Origin of the sequence: Pseudomonas sp. ME-P-057, assembly GCF_030208975.1 — a bacterium.
Lineage (GTDB): Bacteria > Pseudomonadota > Gammaproteobacteria > Pseudomonadales > Pseudomonadaceae > Aquipseudomonas > Aquipseudomonas lutea.
In genome coordinates this window covers 58,301-74,023 of the sequence record NZ_JARVSX010000046.1, presented here as the reverse complement: position 1 = coordinate 74,023, position 15,723 = coordinate 58,301, and the positions used below count along the sequence as shown (strand labels likewise).

Annotated in this window: 14 protein-coding genes and 1 pseudogene; 5 read left to right on the top strand and 10 right to left on the bottom strand. The window is 60.6% G+C overall.

The features are described from left to right. The first annotated feature begins 276 nt into the window (after window positions 1-276). Window positions 277-3,111: pseudogene (locus tag QRN48_RS25195) on the top strand (type VI secretion system Vgr family protein). A 253-nt stretch (window positions 3,112-3,364) separates the two neighbouring features. Further along, on the top strand, window positions 3,365-3,889 hold the full coding sequence (locus tag QRN48_RS23595; RefSeq protein WP_285353668.1) for an Imm15 family immunity protein: 525 nt from the start codon (window positions 3,365-3,367) through the stop codon (window positions 3,887-3,889). 206 nt (window positions 3,890-4,095) lie between these two features. Here QRN48_RS23595 and QRN48_RS23590 read toward each other — a convergent pair whose 3' ends face one another. Next, entirely contained in the window at window positions 4,096-5,256 is a 1,161-nt protein-coding gene (locus tag QRN48_RS23590) for an aminotransferase class V-fold PLP-dependent enzyme (RefSeq protein ID WP_285353667.1), read from the bottom strand. A gap of 203 nt (window positions 5,257-5,459) precedes the next feature. On the opposite strand from QRN48_RS23590, the gene QRN48_RS23585 reads away from it, so the two are divergent. Then, window positions 5,460-5,921: an Lrp/AsnC family transcriptional regulator gene (locus QRN48_RS23585; RefSeq protein WP_037009988.1), complete on the top strand. Its 462-nt coding sequence runs from the start codon at window positions 5,460-5,462 to the stop codon at window positions 5,919-5,921. A 101-nt stretch (window positions 5,922-6,022) separates the two neighbouring features. Here QRN48_RS23585 and pcsA read toward each other — a convergent pair whose 3' ends face one another. Then, complete coding sequence (gene pcsA / locus QRN48_RS23580) at window positions 6,023-6,742, bottom strand: phosphatidylcholine synthase (protein ID WP_285353665.1); 720 nt, start codon at window positions 6,740-6,742, stop codon at window positions 6,023-6,025. A gap of 287 nt (window positions 6,743-7,029) precedes the next feature. On the opposite strand from pcsA, the gene QRN48_RS23575 reads away from it, so the two are divergent. Continuing rightward, the gene (locus QRN48_RS23575; RefSeq protein ID WP_037009991.1) at window positions 7,030-7,359 is read left to right on the top strand and encodes a hypothetical protein; all 330 of its coding nucleotides are present in this window, start codon (window positions 7,030-7,032) and stop codon (window positions 7,357-7,359) included. 56 nt (window positions 7,360-7,415) lie between these two features. Here the strand turns inward: QRN48_RS23575 and QRN48_RS23570 are convergent, their stop codons facing one another. Both QRN48_RS23570 and QRN48_RS23565 read right to left on the bottom strand, forming a co-directional pair. Next, window positions 7,416-9,410: a peptidase U32 family protein gene (locus tag QRN48_RS23570; protein ID WP_285353663.1), complete on the bottom strand. Its 1,995-nt coding sequence runs from the start codon at window positions 9,408-9,410 to the stop codon at window positions 7,416-7,418. 122 nt (window positions 9,411-9,532) lie between these two features. Then, window positions 9,533-9,913, bottom strand: a complete 381-nt coding sequence (locus tag QRN48_RS23565; protein ID WP_285353661.1) for a RidA family protein — start codon at window positions 9,911-9,913, stop codon at window positions 9,533-9,535. A 438-nt stretch (window positions 9,914-10,351) separates the two neighbouring features. On the opposite strand from QRN48_RS23565, the gene QRN48_RS23560 reads away from it, so the two are divergent. Continuing rightward, on the top strand, window positions 10,352-11,209 hold the full coding sequence (locus QRN48_RS23560; protein ID WP_191943980.1) for an SDR family oxidoreductase: 858 nt from the start codon (window positions 10,352-10,354) through the stop codon (window positions 11,207-11,209). A 70-nt stretch (window positions 11,210-11,279) separates the two neighbouring features. Here QRN48_RS23560 and QRN48_RS23555 read toward each other — a convergent pair whose 3' ends face one another. The 6 genes from QRN48_RS23555 to QRN48_RS23530 all read right to left on the bottom strand — a co-directional run bounded on the left by QRN48_RS23555 (window position 11,280) and on the right by QRN48_RS23530 (window position 15,715). Beyond that, window positions 11,280-12,119: a DUF3618 domain-containing protein gene (locus QRN48_RS23555; RefSeq protein ID WP_285353659.1), complete on the bottom strand. Its 840-nt coding sequence runs from the start codon at window positions 12,117-12,119 to the stop codon at window positions 11,280-11,282. Next, window positions 12,116-12,535, bottom strand: coding sequence for a phage holin family protein (locus QRN48_RS23550; protein WP_037010000.1), 420 nt, complete (start codon window positions 12,533-12,535; stop codon window positions 12,116-12,118). Before QRN48_RS23550 ends, QRN48_RS23555 begins: the two co-directional genes overlap by 4 nt. After that, window positions 12,535-13,332, bottom strand: coding sequence for a hypothetical protein (locus QRN48_RS23545; protein ID WP_285353657.1), 798 nt, complete (start codon window positions 13,330-13,332; stop codon window positions 12,535-12,537). The genes QRN48_RS23550 and QRN48_RS23545 overlap by 1 nt, the downstream gene beginning before the upstream one ends. Window positions 13,333-13,614: 282 nt before the next feature. Continuing rightward, window positions 13,615-13,833: a PLD nuclease N-terminal domain-containing protein gene (locus tag QRN48_RS23540; RefSeq protein WP_037010003.1), complete on the bottom strand. Its 219-nt coding sequence runs from the start codon at window positions 13,831-13,833 to the stop codon at window positions 13,615-13,617. A gap of 22 nt (window positions 13,834-13,855) precedes the next feature. Beyond that, complete coding sequence (locus QRN48_RS23535; protein WP_037010004.1) at window positions 13,856-15,079, bottom strand: zinc-dependent alcohol dehydrogenase; 1,224 nt, start codon at window positions 15,077-15,079, stop codon at window positions 13,856-13,858. A 411-nt stretch (window positions 15,080-15,490) separates the two neighbouring features. Further along, window positions 15,491-15,715: a DUF2188 domain-containing protein gene (locus tag QRN48_RS23530; RefSeq protein WP_285353654.1), complete on the bottom strand. Its 225-nt coding sequence runs from the start codon at window positions 15,713-15,715 to the stop codon at window positions 15,491-15,493. Between the last annotated feature and the right edge of the window lie 8 nt (window positions 15,716-15,723).

Here is a 15,723-nt window from a genome sequence, read left to right as displayed (position 1 = left end):
AAGACTTTGCATCTGAGCACCCCGTTTCAGCCTGAAGCCCAAGCCGACCATCGCCCCCGTAGAAGCACGCAATGAGCGGCACAGCGGTGGGCAGATTTTTGCGCACCGTTGCCTGCGTTATCTCCCTTGAACATGCCCCGGCTCCGGCTTGAGGGCCCGCAATCCTTTATCGCGCCGTAGCTGCGCGCTGGCTGGCACGTCCCTTGATAGCTCCGTGGTCCTTCGCACGCTCCCCATAGCGTTCGGACTTCTGTCACAGCGCACAAGGAACACGGGATGTTCGCACCGGCAAATAAAGCTCAATTCAGCCTCACCGTGAATGGTCAGGACACGCTGTTTCAGGTGCTGTCCTTCACCGGCCGCGAACGATTGAACCATCCATTCGAGTTCGAGCTGGAACTGGTCAGCGAAAACCCGTCGCTGGACCTTGAAAGCCTGTTGCACGCTCAGGTCTACCTACAGCTGTCTGCAGACGGTGGTGGCATTCACGGCCTGGCCTACAGCGTCGCCCAGGGAGAAGCCGGCAAACGCCTGACCCGTTATCGAATGAGCCTGCGTCCGCAGCTTGCTTACCTTGCACACCGAGTAAACCAGCGGATCTTCCAGCAGATGACAGTGGGGCAAATCATCAGCCGCGTGCCGGAGGAGCATGGCATCCTCGCGGGTGATTACCGGTTCCAGCTCGGCGCAGCCTACCCCGAGCGCGTGTAGTGCGTTCAGTACGACGAGTCCGACCTGCACTTCATCCAGCGTCTGTGCGAAGAGGAAGGCATTCACTTTCATTTTCAGCACAGCCCCGAAGGCCACTTGCTGGTGTTTGGCGATGACCAGACGGTGTTCCCGAAGCTCGCGCCGACGCTGTATCAGCAGGACACCGGACTGGTGGCGGACAGCGAGGTTATCAAGCGCTTCGGGCTGCGCCTCAATACGCGCACCAGCCGCACCACCCGGCGCGACTACGACTTCACCAAGCCGCGGTTCCAGCTGGAAAGCACCGCCGCAGGCACGGCCATTCCAGACCTGGAAGATTATGACTATCCCGGCCGCTTCGTTGACCGTGAGCGCGGTCGGCAGCTGGCCAACCGCGCCCTGGAACGCCACCGCAGCGACTTCCGGCTGGCCGAAGGCAGCGGCGATCAACCACGGTTGGTGAGCGGTCACTTCCTCGCACTGACCGGGCACGCCAACCCGGCATGGAATGACCTGTGGTTACTGACCGAAGTGGTACACGAAGGCAAACAGCCGCAGGTGCTTGAGGAGGTTGTCACAAGTGACGTTAGTGATCTGAAGTCTGATTTTCATCAGGGTTATCGCAACCGCTTCAGCGCAACCCCCTGGGACGTCCACTACCGCCCGCCGCTGGAACATCCAAAACCCAAAGTACTCGGCACCCAGAGCGCCATCGTGACAGGCCCCGAAGGCGAGGAGATCTACACCGATCAGCACGGCCGGGTGAAGGTGCAGTTTTTCTGGGACCGGGAAGGGCAGTCCGACGACAAAACCAGCTGCTGGATGCGCGTGGCGTCCAACTGGGCGAGCCAGAACCTGGGATCCATCAATCTGCCGCGGGTTGGCATGGAAGTGCTGATCACCTTTCTCGAAGGCGATCCCGACCAGCCGCTGATCACCGGTTGCCTGTACCACGGCGTCCATTTGCCACCGTACAAGTTGCCGGATTTCAAGACCCTGGCCACGGTCAAGAGTAAGGAATACAAAGGCAGCCGCGCCAACGAACTGCGAATCGATGACACCACCGGCGAAATCAGCATTGCGTTGCGCAGCGATCACGGCGCCAGTGCCATCAACCTCGGGTACCTGACCCACCCGCGACCGGCCGGCGGCCAGCCGCGAGGCGAAGGCTTCGAGTTGCGCACCGATCGTCATGGTGCCGTGCGGGCGGGCGCCGGCTTGTTGATCAGCACCGAACCGCGACCCAACGAATCGAAGCACCACAAGGATCTGCCTGAAACCGCCGAGCGTCTGGCCACCGCGGCGGACCAGCAAGATGGCTTCGCACTGCAGGCCAAAGCGCTGGAAGCTCAAGAAGCCGGTGATCAGGACGCCGTGGCCAAAGCGTTGCATGCACAACATCAGGGCGTGCTGGGCAGCGGCCTGGGGCATACCGGCAGCCATGAATTTCCCGAATTCGTCGAACCGCATCTGGTCCTCGCCAGCCCTGCAGGCATCGCGCTGACCACGCCGCGCTCCAGCCACATCGCCACGGGCGAACACCTGGCCCTGAGCAGCACGGGGCACACCAGCCTTTCAATCGGTAAACGCCTGTTGGCCAGCGCCAGCCAAGGCATGCGCCTGTTCGTGCAAAGCCTCGGCTGGCGTCTGGTGGCTGCCTCGGGCGACATCGATGTGCGCGCCCTGAAAGACAGCATCAACTTGCTGGCCAAGCTGAACATTACTGCCAACGCCGAGCGCATTACCCTGACTGCTAAAACCGAGCTTGTCATCCAGGGCGGAGGCAGCGCCACGACCTACAATGCGGCGGGCATCACCCACGTCACCACAGGCCCCTACACGGCTCACGCCGCCAACTTTGCCTACACCGGCGCGGCGAACCTGTCAGGTGTGTTTCCCGAGCCGCCAAAAGCGGGTGAGGGCGATCTTCAGTTGTTCAACCAGTACGCGGGGCTGCAAGGCATCCAGGGTGGTGGGTTTGAAGTGGTCGACGCGCTGGGCAAACGTCTGACGGGCGCCCTCGACAGCCAGGGTTTTGCTACCGTCGCCAGCGCTGCGCCGGGCCCTGCGCGGGTGCTCTTCGACAAAGACCCGGCCGACACCTGGACCCAGGGCAGCGTTATCGGCAAACCCGACTGGCCGCGCACGCCGGGCGGCCCCGCCGAGCCACCCGCGCCCTTGCTCAGTGAGGCGACCGAGCTTTTACCGAGCAAGAACTGGGACCCTGCGCAGTTTGCAATATCGACGCTGCAGGCCGAATCGCACGCGTTGCCAGCACTGGCGAGTGCGGCGGCACCCGCTGCCTCGGCCCTGCTAGGTCGTTTGATCAAAAGCGGATCTTTCCCGCGCCTGCCAGCGGTGGAGGTGCCTGAGGTGCTGCTTGAAGTGCCGGGGTTTTGGGCCGGGGAGTGGTTGTCGTGAGCGTGGGGTTGAGAGGATAAGGCACACGATGGATCTGTATGATCTAGAACTGCAAGACCCAGTCCTGGACGCACGGAACGCTTCCACTGGCTTGCGTCGGCTGATTGATACCTTGATAACTTACCGCCGTTCAAGCCTGGGCACCACGTGAATGACTTTAAAACGGTCAACAGGATCTAGGGGGGCGGCCCCCTCTGTTTCGCAAAAGAAATATCGACTGGGTCAGCAGCTACGGGTGGAGTAGTCGGGCAACATGAAATTGACGACCCTATACCGCAAGATAATCAGCAAAGAACCCTACAATGATCTGAGCATCTTTTTCTCAGGCTTTGAAAGTTTTGAGGAAGTACCGCTAATTTCCAGGCATCACCGATTGAAGCTGCTTAAGAAAAGAATGGAAAGCGAAAGCGTATCTGATTTCCTGATCGGGCTGGCGTTCTTCCTCTTGAACACTTTCCGAGCGCTTTCGTTGAATAAACCAGACAAGGAGATCTTCTTCGCCCTGAGCTTTACGGATTTTGACTTGGACGCAGAGCAACGGGTCTTGATGCCGAACATATTCGTATACCCAGCGCCGGCTTCAGTTGATTTCATGACAAAACTACAATCACGGCGAGCTAATCAAGCCTCGCTGGAGATGAGCGAGGTAAAAGCACATTTCTCCCGATGTAACATCGAACAGGCCTTCAACTTCTGTGAAAGTCGATTTTATGACTTCGCCAGCGGCGAAGACATAATAAGAATTTACGCAGTACCCAAAAAGCTGGGCGATGGGTAGAAGCTTGAGGAGGGCGTTTCCCGCTTCCGGAGGCCAGGGCTGGTCCTGGTCTGACGCACGGCATCTCATTTCCTAATGGTAAGCGGCGCCAGGAAAGGTTGGGCCAAGGTCCTCTCGCAATTCAGTCATGCGCTTGTTAACCAACCGGGCGCAGCCTAACCGACGGACCACTCACCTCAACCGAACCGTTGCCGCCCATTCATCTCTCACCAAAACGTCGTCGCCTGCGCCCTCGCTTTTTCGCCAATCACCGCAATAGCCTTCTCCACATCGCCCTCAGTCGTATAACGCCCCAAACTCAATCGCAAGCTGCTGCCCGCCTGAGCCTGGGTCAGGCCCAGCGCCAGCAGCACATGAGAAACGCTGCTGCTCGCCGAGTTGCACGCGGAGGTGGACGATACGGCCAGGTCACTGGCCAGGCTCGCGACGTTGAAGCCCGGGCGGTCGATGCACAGGTTGAGTGTGTGCGGGATGCGCTGTTGCGGATCGCCGTTGAGGCTGATGCCATCAAGGCCAAGCAAACCTTCGCGCAACTGCGCAGACAGCCGGTCGATGCGCGTGACTTCTTCGGCCATCTCGGCACTGGCCAGCGCGTAGGCCGCGCCCATGCCGACAATCTGGTGGGTGGCGAGGGTGCCTGAGCGATAACCCTGCTCGTGGCCGCCACCGTGCATTTGCGCTTCCAGGAGCGGCCGCGCGCGGTCGCCGACATACAGCGCGCCGATGCCTTTCGGGCCATAGGTTTTGTGTGCGGAAAAGGACATCAGGTCCACGGGCAGAGCGCCAAGGTCGATCACGACTTTCCCGGCACCCTGCGCGGCGTCGACGTGAAACAGGGCACCGTGCTCACGGACGATCTGCCCGATGGCCGCGATGTCAGTGACAGTGCCCAGTTCGTTGTTCACCAGCATCAGCGACACCAGCAGCGTGTCATCGCGCAGGGCCTGGCTGACGGCATCGGGATGGATCAGCCCGCGGTCGTCAGGTTCCAGCCAGGTGACCGGGCAACCGGCCAGTTCCAATTGACGAACCGTGTCGATGACCGCTTTGTGTTCAATGGTGCTGGTAATGAGGTGCCGACGCTCGGTGTGGTGCGGATTGAGCGCAAGGCCCTTGATGGCAAGGTTGTTTGATTCGGTGGCGCCGGAGGTCCAGACCAGGGCATCAGCATTGCAGCCCACCAGCTCTGCGACTTGCCGGCGAGCCAGCTCAACGGCTTGGCGTGCTTGATTACCGTAGGCGTGGGAGCTGGAGGCCGGGTTGCCAAAAGTGCCTTCCCGACCGAGGCAGGTGACCATCGCCTGAATGACGCGATCGTCGACCGGGGTGGTGGCTGCGTAATCGAAATAACAAGGAAGTGTTTTCATGAGTGTTCTGCGCTGTCCGTCGTGCAGAAAATACTACTAGCGTCCACGTGAAAAAAAATTGATTCCTCGCCGTTGTTTGTCCGGCCGTGCGAAATAATATTCCGCTAAAAAACGAAAGCGCGGAATTCTGTTCTCGCGTTAGTGCTTTTTGACTTATCTTTATCGCCTTAATGCATATGAGTCATCTGAGGCCCCGTACCGTCATGGACAAGTTTGACCAAGCCATCCTGAGCATTCTGCAGAACGACTGCACGCGTCCGATTGCTGAGATCGCGGACCGTGTAGGGCTGGGCAGCACGGCGTGCTGGCGCCGTGTACAGAAGCTCGAAGAGCAGGGCATGATTCGCGGCCGAGTGGCGTTGCTTGATGCAGGCCAGTTGAACGTCGCGGTGACGGTGTTCGCGGCGATTCGCACCAATCAGCACAATGCCCAGTGGCTCGGTCGGTTCCATGACCTGATCGCAACCTTGCCGGAGGTCGTCGAGTGTTATCGCATGGCGGGCGACACCGATTACATGCTGCGCATCGTCGTGCCGGACATCGCCGGTTATGACGCGGTGTACAAGAAGCTTATTCAGCTGTCGGGCATTACGGACATGAGCTCCAGCTTCGCGATGGAGCAGATCAAGTCCACCACCCAGCTACCGTTGACCTACACGGCCTGACCCGTCAGGTAACCATTAAACTGGCTGGTCTAATCTAGGCCAAAAAAAACAGCCATCAAAGGATGGCTGTTTTTTTGTGCGCTTACAGACTCACATGGGGATCACACGCGGGCTTTGTCGATCCACTCCATCGATGTGCGCCAGATGCAGATGCCCAGAAAGTACGCCGACATCGCCAGCCACACGAACAGCGTGACGGAAGCGTTGTACGGATGGTTCATGACCAGCAGAAAGCTGCAGAAGAACCAGACTGCGGTGACCGCAATGTTCAGCGGCATGAAGCGGCGGACGCGAAACGGGTGCAGGAACTTCATGCGCGTAACGGTCAGCAGCGCCAGGCAGATCACCGTGATGAGCGTGAGCCACGGGGCCGGTGAAAGGATGTACACGCACAGCGCTACCACGTTCCAGGCTGCAGGGAAGCCCTGAAAGTAGTTGTCCTTGCTTTTCATCTCGACGTTGCAGAAACAGAACAGCGACGACACCAGAATGATCGACGTGGTCAGCAGCAGGGTGTATTCCGGCAGCGGGATATAGCGATAGATGAACAGCGCGGGGATGAATACGTAGGTCAGGTAGTCGATGACGAGGTCCAGCACGGAGCCGTCGAAGTGCGGCAGGACCGACTGCACATTGAGCTTGCGCGCCAGTGAGCCATCGACACCGTCGACGATCAGGGCAAAGCCCAGCCAGAGCAGGCACGCCTTGGGTTGATTATCGAACAGAGCAATGGTTGCCAGGAAGGCGAGCACCACCCCGGTGGCGGTAAAACCATGGGCGCCCCAAGCCTTGAGCCAGGCCATGCGTTGAATTGGAATCATGAACGGTCCTTCCGGAAATAAGCGGGTTCGGTCGGGTACAGCCGCAGTCGACGGAACCAGAGGTGCATCTATCGACCGGGGATCGGTCGATAAGGTTCAGACGTAACCCCTACACGGTAGCAGGCGGCGCCGGCTTTCGTTACTCAAATGTGACGCGGCGCCATGGTACACGCCGGTGGCAGCGGTCATTGGTCGGCTGACTGACAAAGAAGGCAATATGCTGGCCCATGAAGCGCAGCGGCGAATGCAGAATCACCTGCTAATCAGTCAGTTAGCCAAGGAACCGCATGTCATTTCTCAGGACCGTATTGACGTTCTCTCTGCTCGCGTTAGTGACCAGTGAGGCCTTCGCCCGAGGCCCCAGCAAGAATGAGCGCGACCTCTGTACGTGGGGCGCGGGCATGGCCGGTACCGCCCAGCAATACAAACTGTCCGGTCTGACGCTGTACGGCGCGCGCAAGAAGATGCAGGCGCAGCATTTTGCCCAGCAGTGGATGCGCATGAGTGCATTGGGGATTACCGAGCAAACGTACGACAGCCCGTCGCGGCTGCGGCCGGAAAGCGTCAAACAGGTCTACTACGAGGGCTGCATCAAGCACGAGGTGGCCAGACGCTGATCCATCGCGCTGCGAACCGGGTGTTCGCAGCGCGACAGGTCCTCAAGGGCTGAGGATCAGTGCGGCGCGCGGGGAATGGTTTTCATCAGGTCGGCCGGGCTGATATGCCCGACCACCTGCACGCCGCTGCCAGGTTGCGGCAAGCCCAGGATGTGGCCTTTGATCTTGCCGATGACGTGCATCTCGCACGGCTTGCAATCGAACTTCAATGTCAGCACTTCGTCGCCATGTACCAACTGCATCGGCGCCACCTTGGTGCGCACGCCGGTCACGCCCTTGGCCTGTTTCGGGCACAGGTTGAAGGAGAACCGCAGGCAGTGCTTGGTGATCATCACCGGCACCTCCCCAGTTTCCTCGTGGGCTTCGTACGCTGCGTCGATCAGTTGCACGCCATGGCGATGATAGAAGTGCCGCGCTTTTTCGTTGTACACGTTGGCCAGAAACGACAGGTGCGCCTCGGGGTATACCGGGGGCGGGGACGTCTCCGGTTTGCGCGCGCCACGCGGGTGCGCCTGGATACGTGCCAGGGTCAGCGCTTCGATCACCTCACGGCGCAGGGCCTTGAGTTGCGAATTGGGGATGAAGAAGGCCTGCGGCGCGTCCAGCTCAATGGCGGTGGCGTGGTATTCGGTGGTGCCCAGCTGGCCGAGCAAGTCATGCAACTGCTCGAGCGCCTGATCCGGCTTGTTGGCAACGCCAAACGGGCCGTTCAACTGCACCCGGGTGCTGATGCCTTCCTCGCTGGTGGCGACCAGTTCCAGAGCGTCTTCACGCAGACGCGCAACCCACGACACACCGATCCGCCGCTCGGCAGAGGTCTTCTGCAGGGCCTGTTGCCAGTTGTGGTCCAGGTTGCGGCTGAGCGGGTGGTTGGGCCGCAACTGCAGGCCTTTGGGCATCTCATTGGGCTCGACGCGGTAGCGATAGCGTTTCTCGCCGTCTTCCTCGAACTCGCCCTTGGGCTCGGCGATGTTGGCGCGGAAACCCACCACCTCGCGCTTGACCAGCACATTGAGCCCGTCGCCGTTGGACAGCGGCTCATGGGTGACCACTTGCAAATCGCGCTTGCCGACTTTTTCGACCACGCCCACCAGCAGACCGGTGAAGGTCGGTGAGTCGAACGCGCCGATGTCGATCTTGCGGTCGCTGACAAAATAGTCGGTGCTTCCGCGGTGGAAGGTCTTGTCCGGGTCTGGCAGGAAGAAGTGCGCGGTGCGGCCGCTGGAGGCGCGGGCCAAGTCCGGGCGGTCTTCCAGAATGTCGTCCAGGCGCTGACGGTAGTAGGCCGTGATGTTCTTCACGTAGCCCATGTCCTTGTAGCGGCCTTCAATCTTGAACGAGCGCACGCCGGCGTCGACCAGTGCGCGCAAGTTGGCGCTCTGGTTGTTGTCCTTCATCGACAGCAGGTGCTTTTCATAGGCCACAACGCGACCCTGATCGTCCTTCAGGGTGTACGGCAAACGGCAGGCTTGTGAGCAATCGCCACGGTTGGCACTGCGGCCGGTCTGGGCATGGGAAATGTTGCACTGGCCCGAGAAGGCCACGCACAGCGCGCCATGGATGAAAAATTCGATGGCCGCGTCGGTTTCATCGGCGATGGCGCGGATTTCCTGAAGATTCAGCTCGCGGGCCAGCACCAGCTGCGAGAAGCCCGCCTGATCCAGAAAGCGGGCGCGTTCCAGTGTGCGGATGTCGGTCTGGGTACTGGCGTGCAGTTCGATGGGTGGAATGTCCAGCTCCATCACGCCGAGGTCCTGAACGATCAGCGCGTCGACACCCGCGTCGTACAACTGATGGATCAGCTTGCGCGCCGGCTCCAGCTCGTTGTCGTGAAGAATGGTGTTGATGGTGGTGAAGACGCGCGCATGGTAGCGGCGGGCGAATTCGACCAGCCCGGCGATTTCGCTGACTTCGTTGGCGGCGTTGTGGCGCGCGCCGAAGCTGGGGCCGCCGATATAGACGGCGTCAGCGCCATGCAGAATGGCCTCGCGGGCAATCGCCACGTCGCGGGCAGGGCTGAGCAATTCGAGGTGATGTTTGGGCAGAGACATATTTTTTTAGTCGGCACGGTCACGGTCAAGGCGCGCATTGTAGCGGCGAAACGCCTGACCGGCACCCGTCTGCTGCCCGATGGCGTCAGCGCGTTGGATGCCGACGCCCGATTACCGCGTGATCAGGCCTTGGCGGCCATCGCGGTCACTTCAACGCGCATGCCTGCCACGCCCAGTGCCGCTACGCCGACGGCGGCACGCACCGGCCAGGGCTTGGCGAAAAAGCGCTGATAAACCTCGTTGAAGGCGGCACGATCGGCCATGTCGGTAAGGTAGATGGTCAGGTGCAACACGCGATCCATGGAACTGCCCGCACGCTCCAGGGCGGCCTTCAGGGCCTGCAGCGTGCATTCGCTTTGTTCGACGATGCCGCCCAGCTCCAGACTGCCGTCGGCGCGCGTGGGAATCTGCGTGGAAACCAGTAGGCCGCCGAAACCGGCAACGTCCGAGGAAATGGAGTCGACGTCAGGATCGGGCGTGAAAGTGATGTCGTGGTTTGCCATGGTGATCTCTCTTCAACGAAATGGGGTGAACGGGCCGTTCGAGGGCCGTCGCACATGATGGCGGACTCGGAAGGGAAAAGGCAGGCTTGACGGTAGGCGAGGTCCTGACAATGGCGCAAAGCCAGCGCAGTGGACGTCGCGCCATTGTGTGGCCGTAAGCCAAAAAGCAAGCCGCCCCCACGTTATCTCTGACGTGGAGGCGGCTCCGGGGGGGGTGTCAAATCGGCGGATTCAACGGGGTTAAAGCTAGCAGCGGACCCTATCGTTAGCGAGCTAACTTTCTGCAAAACACTGTTCCCGATTCGGAAAGAATCCGCCGAAGACCCCAGCGATAACCGCCAATCACATCCTTGCCAAAAAAATCCGAACTCCTCGCGAAGGCTCAAAGTCCACCTTTAACGCTGACCACTTTGCGTTGAAAACTCTAAGGAGAGCGACATGACTGATTACCCGAAACCACCTTTCAAGCCTCAGCAGCAGCCGGTTCCCGGCGATCAGAGCAGAATGGAGCCATACCCCGACTGCGGCGAAACCAGCTACAAGGGCTCGGGCCGCATGAGCAACAAGATTGCACTGATCACCGGTGGTGACAGCGGCATTGGCCGTGCCGTGGCCATTGCCTTTGCCCGTGAAGGGGCAGACGTCGCGATCTCGTACCTCGATGAGCATGAAGACGCGAAAGAAACTGCCCGTTGGGTGGAAGAGGCAGGCCGTCAGTGCCTGCTGCTGCCGGGCGATCTGACCGCTAAAGCTCAATGCGAGGCTATTGTCGCCGAGACTGTGAAGAAATTCGGCCGCATCGATGTGCTGGTCAACAACGCAGCCTTCCAGATGACCCATGAAACGCTGGAGGAAATCCCGGACGAGGAGTGGGTGAAGACTTTCGATCTGAACATCACGGCCATGTTCAGAATCTGCAAGGCGGCATTGCCGTCGATGGCGGCGGGCAGTTCGATCATCAACACCAGCTCGGTCAATTCCGATTCACCCAAGCCCACCTTGCTGGCGTATGCGACCACCAAGGGCGCGATCGCCAACTTCACCGCAGGCCTGGCCCAGTTGCTGGGTGATCGCGGCATTCGGGTCAACAGCGTCGCGCCAGGCCCGATCTGGACGCCGCTGATTGTCTCGACCATGCCGGAAGAGCAGGTCAAAACGTTTGGTGAAGAAACCCCTCTGGGTCGTCCCGGCCAACCTGTGGAAGTCGCTCCAATCTACGTGCTGCTGGCGTCCGACGAAGGCAGCTACATTTCGGGCGCTCGTTACGCGGTGACGGGCGGCAAGCCGATCCTCTGAATCCTTCGAGGGCTGCATAGCAAAAGGGGCTGCACATGCAGCCCCTTTTTTTGTCGAGTGTCCGTCAGATTCACGTGCCTTTGACGGTACTTTTGAGGTCGTCAGCCATGTTGACGCCGGCGTCCGAGACCGTTTCCCACGCCTCGCTCACCGTGGACTTGGCCTTTTGTGCCATGTCATCGCTGGCTTTGCCGAAAACCTTATTCTCTTTCTCGGTGCTCGGCAATGCCGCACCCAGGGCAGCGCCGAGGGCGATGCCCATGGCCGCCAGCGCCAGCGGTTGCTCGCGGAGCATGTACTGGAAACTGCCCTGCAGGTTACGGCTTTGACGCAGCAGCGCGTCTTGCGCAGAACCGGCCGATGACGACAGTTTGTCTTTCATCGCGGAGGTGTGGGCGCCTGCTTGCTGTTTGAAATCGCCAAGGGTCTGGCTGGCGGATTCGCCGAACTGACTGACTTTGTCACTGGCGTGATGCCCCGACTCCCGGGCATGGGCGCTGGCGCCGCTGAACGCTTCGGTGACGCTGTGGGCTGCGCCGCTGAACCTGTCTGCCAGGTCGCCAAACATGGAAGAGCCGCTGCTGCCAGTGCTGTAGCCGGGCTTCTGATTCTGTCCGAGCATCAGCCAAGCAACGCCCACGGTGGTGAGCAGGGCAGGCATCGGGTTGTTTTTGATCGAGGTCCCGAGGTTGCCGAAAAACTCACCACCGTTTTCCTTGGTGAAGGCCAGCGCCTGATCGATCAATTGCCCCGGAGACAGTTTGTTTTCCAGTGCATCGACGATGTTCTCGATGTTGGCCCGTCGCGCGTCGATGTTGCGCTCGATTGCGTCCGGGCTGTCGCCGGCCACGCGTTCGCCGCGGTCACGGCCGAATTCATCGTCGGTGGCAAAGCTGCTTTCGATGCTCATGAGACTTTCCTCTGGATGGCGTCTTTGTCCTTATGAAGCGAATTCATGGTGCGCTCCGGGGCGAGGTGCGTGGCTTCCAGGTGTTTCTTCCCGGACTGAACCATCACAAAGCCGACGATCATGGCGATCACGCCGACGATCAACGCGGCCAGCCACGGCGCCATGACCATTGCCAAGGCGTAAACGGCGGCCAAGAGCAAAATGACCAGGCCTGCGAGCATGACCACCATGCCACCGGCCAGCGCAGCGGCGGCCGCTTTGGCGGTGGCCACGGAACTGCGAATTTCGGCCTTGGCCAGCGCCAGCTCTTCGCTGATCAGCGCCGGGACCTCGTGGGTCAGCTGACGGATCAGGCTGAGCACCGAGGTGTCGCTGTCACCGTTGCCACGTGGCGGAAGCTCTGAATTGATCGACATTAGAATTCTCCTCGGGGTGCGGGCTTGTCAGGCGCTGGCGAAATCGGCGATGACGGGGCGGTCGATGCCGGGCTGTTCGCAGTGCCGGGGTCGGAGTTGAAGCTGCCCAGCTCGGCGCCGGACTGCTGGATGCCTACACCATCGTCAAGGTCGGTGGTGGCGGAACCGTGGGCGGTGGGGTCATGGGGAGCCAGCGGGTCGGGCGTCTGGATGGGCGCGCCGCGCGGCGCATCCGCGCTGTAGGGATGCTGGGATTTCAGGGCGTCGCCTTCACGGTTGCTTCCGTCCGTTCCTGCACTGAACCCGCCGTCGCGTTCGCCTGCCGGGTATTGCGGACTGGCCCCCGAGGTGGACGAGGCATCCGTAGCAGAAGCGCTCAGGTCTGAGCTACTGGCGCGCAGGAATCGCGACAACCCGAAGCCCACCGCCACGCTGCCGGTGACGAACAGTGCCGGGTTCTCGCGGGCGAGCCGACCGGCCTGCTGCAGCATTTCTTCTGCACTTTTGCCACGCATGCTGGAGGCGAAGGCGCTCAAGCTCTCGGCGATGTCGCTGATGTAATGAGAGATGCCCAGCGTGTCCTTTTCCTGCAGGTCTTCTGCCGCGGCGCTTGCGGTTTTCGCCAGGTTCTCGAGCTGATCGGCCGCGCTGTCACGGTACTGCCCGAGCTGTTCGGTGCCATGTTCGCGTGCGCTTTCAAGCACATGCTTCGCGTCGTCTTGCAAGGTGTGCAGCGCCTCTCCTGGAGACGCGGGGCGCGCTTGAGCGCCTGCGGTGTCTTCACTGAATGTGGGCATTTGATCATCATCCTTAACCGAAACGGGATATAGGCAGCATCCGATCACGGGCGCGCCTGCTCAATTCACGCAGCAGAGATCCTGCACGCTTATAAAGTTGAGCAACGCTGCGATGACCGAGTTCGGGGTTGAGGACGAACGGTCGAGCGCTTTGTCAGATGTCCGGCCGCTGAGCTTTTCAGGCCATCCGAATGAACGCTTGATGGTCCGGATGAGGGGATAACGGAGGGAAGTAATGACCTGGATACGCGATGCGAACCGCGTATCCAGAGGGAAGAGCAATCAGCCTTTGCTGTGCTCGTCAGACGTCGGCGGGTTGGCAACGCCGCGTGGCCCGGCGATGCCCCAGATGACCAGGCCCACCACCGGGAAGATCAGAATCAACACGGTCCAGCCCAGCTTGGCGCCGGAGGATTTGGTGCTGCGCCATACGCTGGCGATGGCCCAGAGATCGACGAGCAGGATGATGATCGCCACGGCGGTCGAGAATACGCTTTCCATCTTCTGTACCTCCTGACTGGGGTTACATTGCAGGGACGCCGGTCACCGCTTCAGGTTCGACGACAGGGATTTCGGGACGGCCCGGGGTCAGGATGACCTTGCGGCAATCTTCCTGTTTCTTGTCGAAGATCTTGTAGCCGTCGGCAGCCTGCTCAAGGGACATGCGGTGGCTGATGATGGCCTCGGGGGCCAGGCGACCGGCTTCGATGTGTTCGAGCAATTCCGGCAGGAAGCGCTGAACGTGAGTCTGGCCCATCTTGAACGTCAGGCCCTTGTCGAAGGCATCGCCAAACAGGAAGCCATGAATGAAGCCCGCGTACACGCCAGGCACGCTGACCACGCCGCCACGACGGACGGCCGCGATGCACTGTCGCAACGCCTTGCCGCTGCTGCCTTCCATTTTCAGGTTGGTCAGGATGGTTTCGGTGGTGCTGCCCTTGGCTTCGAAACCCACCGCATCGACCACGCCGTCCACGCCGCGCATGCCTTTGGTCTGGCGGATGATGGTATCGGCCGGGTCATCGTCTTCGTCGAAGTTGATCGGGATCACGCCATAAGTCGCCTGAGCGTAGGCCAGCCGGTACGGATGGTGGTCGACCATGAATATCTGCTCGGCGCCGAGCATTCTGGCGACCGCAGCGCTCATCAGCCCGACCGGGCCTGCCCCGTAGATGGCAATGCTTGAGCCTTTGCCGATCCCGGTATTGAGCACGGCCTGATAGCCGGTGGGCAGGATGTCAGAGAGGAACAGCACTTTCTCGTCAGACAGGGTGCCGGGCACCTTGAACGGGCCGGTATTGGCCTTCGGTACGCGCACCAGTTCGGCCTGACCGCCGGGGATGCCGCCATAAAGGTGACTGAAACCGAAAAGCGCCGCTCCCGGTGGAATGGCCTTTTTGTTCATGATGGCGCCGCGACCGGTGTTGGTGGTTTCACAGGCGGCATACAGGTCGATGTTGCAGAAGAAGCACTCACCGCAAGCGATCACGAAGGGGATCACTACGCGGTCGCCGCGCTGAACCTTGGTCACTGCCGAACCGGTTTCTTCGACGATACCCATGAATTCGTGGCCGAAGATGTCACCGTGCTCGACGGTCGGAATTTTGCCACGGTAGAGGTGCAGGTCGGAGCCACAGATGGCCGTGGCGGTGACGCGCAGAATGATGTCGTCGGGCTGCTCCAGTACCGGATCGGGGACGGTGTCCACTTTCACGTTGTGGGCGCCGTGATAGGTGAGTGCTCTCATTGGGATTCTCCGCGAGTGAAAAAATCAGATGTCTGAATAGCGGAGCGGCAAGCGAGGCGTTTAGTTCATGACTTTGCATGGATGGGGGATTAGCGGTGTGCGTGACGCGAGCAAAAACAACGTCGCCGGAGGCATCTTTGTTCGGAGCCAAGAACTTCCCGGCTGAAGCCGGTCCCACGAATCGCTGGGCCAAACCTGTGCGATCGGCTGAAGCCGGTCCTACGAATCGCGTAGGCCAAACCAGTGAGATCGGCTTTAGCCCGTCACAGGAATCGCTGGGCAACCTGTGGGACCGGCTTTAGCCGGGAAGGGGCCAGACCGTTCACCTCAACCCTGAGGCGGACGCCCGTGCAGCCCCCCAAATCACCCCCGGCAAAGCCAGCCTCACACCTGCATGGCGAGTCCGAGACCTCAGCCCTTGGTCTTGGTCGGATCCGCGGCTCGCGGATAGGTGCGCTCTTCCTGAATGGTGCCGTCCTCCTTGTGGATCTTCAGCGAGGCCGTTTTACCGTCCAGGTACTCAGTGGCCAGGCTGACGATTTCCGCCTTGGTGCCCGCCGTCTTGGAGGCGCGCGCCGCGCCTTCCTTGGTCAGTGCCCAGCCGTTGTCGGTCTTGGTGATGTGGTAGTTGTCCATGGTTTCCT

What these genes read in the sequence shown, in the direction of transcription:
- QRN48_RS23540 (WP_037010003.1), bottom strand. Translation starts at nt 13,833, where the DNA reads ATGGAAAGCGTATTCTCGACCGCCGTGGCGATCATCATCCTGCTCGTC.
- QRN48_RS23550 (WP_037010000.1), bottom strand. Translation starts at nt 12,535, where the DNA reads ATGTCGATCAATTCAGAGCTTCCGCCACGTGGCAACGGTGACAGCGAC.
- QRN48_RS23585 (WP_037009988.1), top strand. Translation starts at nt 5,460, where the DNA reads ATGGACAAGTTTGACCAAGCCATCCTGAGCATTCTGCAGAACGACTGC.
- QRN48_RS23570 (WP_285353663.1), bottom strand. Translation starts at nt 9,410, where the DNA reads ATGTCTCTGCCCAAACATCACCTCGAATTGCTCAGCCCTGCCCGCGAC.
- QRN48_RS23565 (WP_285353661.1), bottom strand. Translation starts at nt 9,913, where the DNA reads ATGGCAAACCACGACATCACTTTCACGCCCGATCCTGACGTCGACTCC.
- QRN48_RS23555 (WP_285353659.1), bottom strand. Translation starts at nt 12,119, where the DNA reads ATGAGCATCGAAAGCAGCTTTGCCACCGACGATGAATTCGGCCGTGAC.
- QRN48_RS23545 (WP_285353657.1), bottom strand. Translation starts at nt 13,332, where the DNA reads ATGCCCACATTCAGTGAAGACACCGCAGGCGCTCAAGCGCGCCCCGCG.
- pcsA (WP_285353665.1), bottom strand. Translation starts at nt 6,742, where the DNA reads ATGATTCCAATTCAACGCATGGCCTGGCTCAAGGCTTGGGGCGCCCAT.
- QRN48_RS23590 (WP_285353667.1), bottom strand. Translation starts at nt 5,256, where the DNA reads ATGAAAACACTTCCTTGTTATTTCGATTACGCAGCCACCACCCCGGTC.
- QRN48_RS23530 (WP_285353654.1), bottom strand. Translation starts at nt 15,715, where the DNA reads ATGGACAACTACCACATCACCAAGACCGACAACGGCTGGGCACTGACC.
- QRN48_RS23535 (WP_037010004.1), bottom strand. Translation starts at nt 15,079, where the DNA reads ATGAGAGCACTCACCTATCACGGCGCCCACAACGTGAAAGTGGACACC.
- QRN48_RS23575 (WP_037009991.1), top strand. Translation starts at nt 7,030, where the DNA reads ATGTCATTTCTCAGGACCGTATTGACGTTCTCTCTGCTCGCGTTAGTG.
- QRN48_RS23560 (WP_191943980.1), top strand. Translation starts at nt 10,352, where the DNA reads ATGACTGATTACCCGAAACCACCTTTCAAGCCTCAGCAGCAGCCGGTT.
- QRN48_RS23595 (WP_285353668.1), top strand. Translation starts at nt 3,365, where the DNA reads ATGAAATTGACGACCCTATACCGCAAGATAATCAGCAAAGAACCCTAC.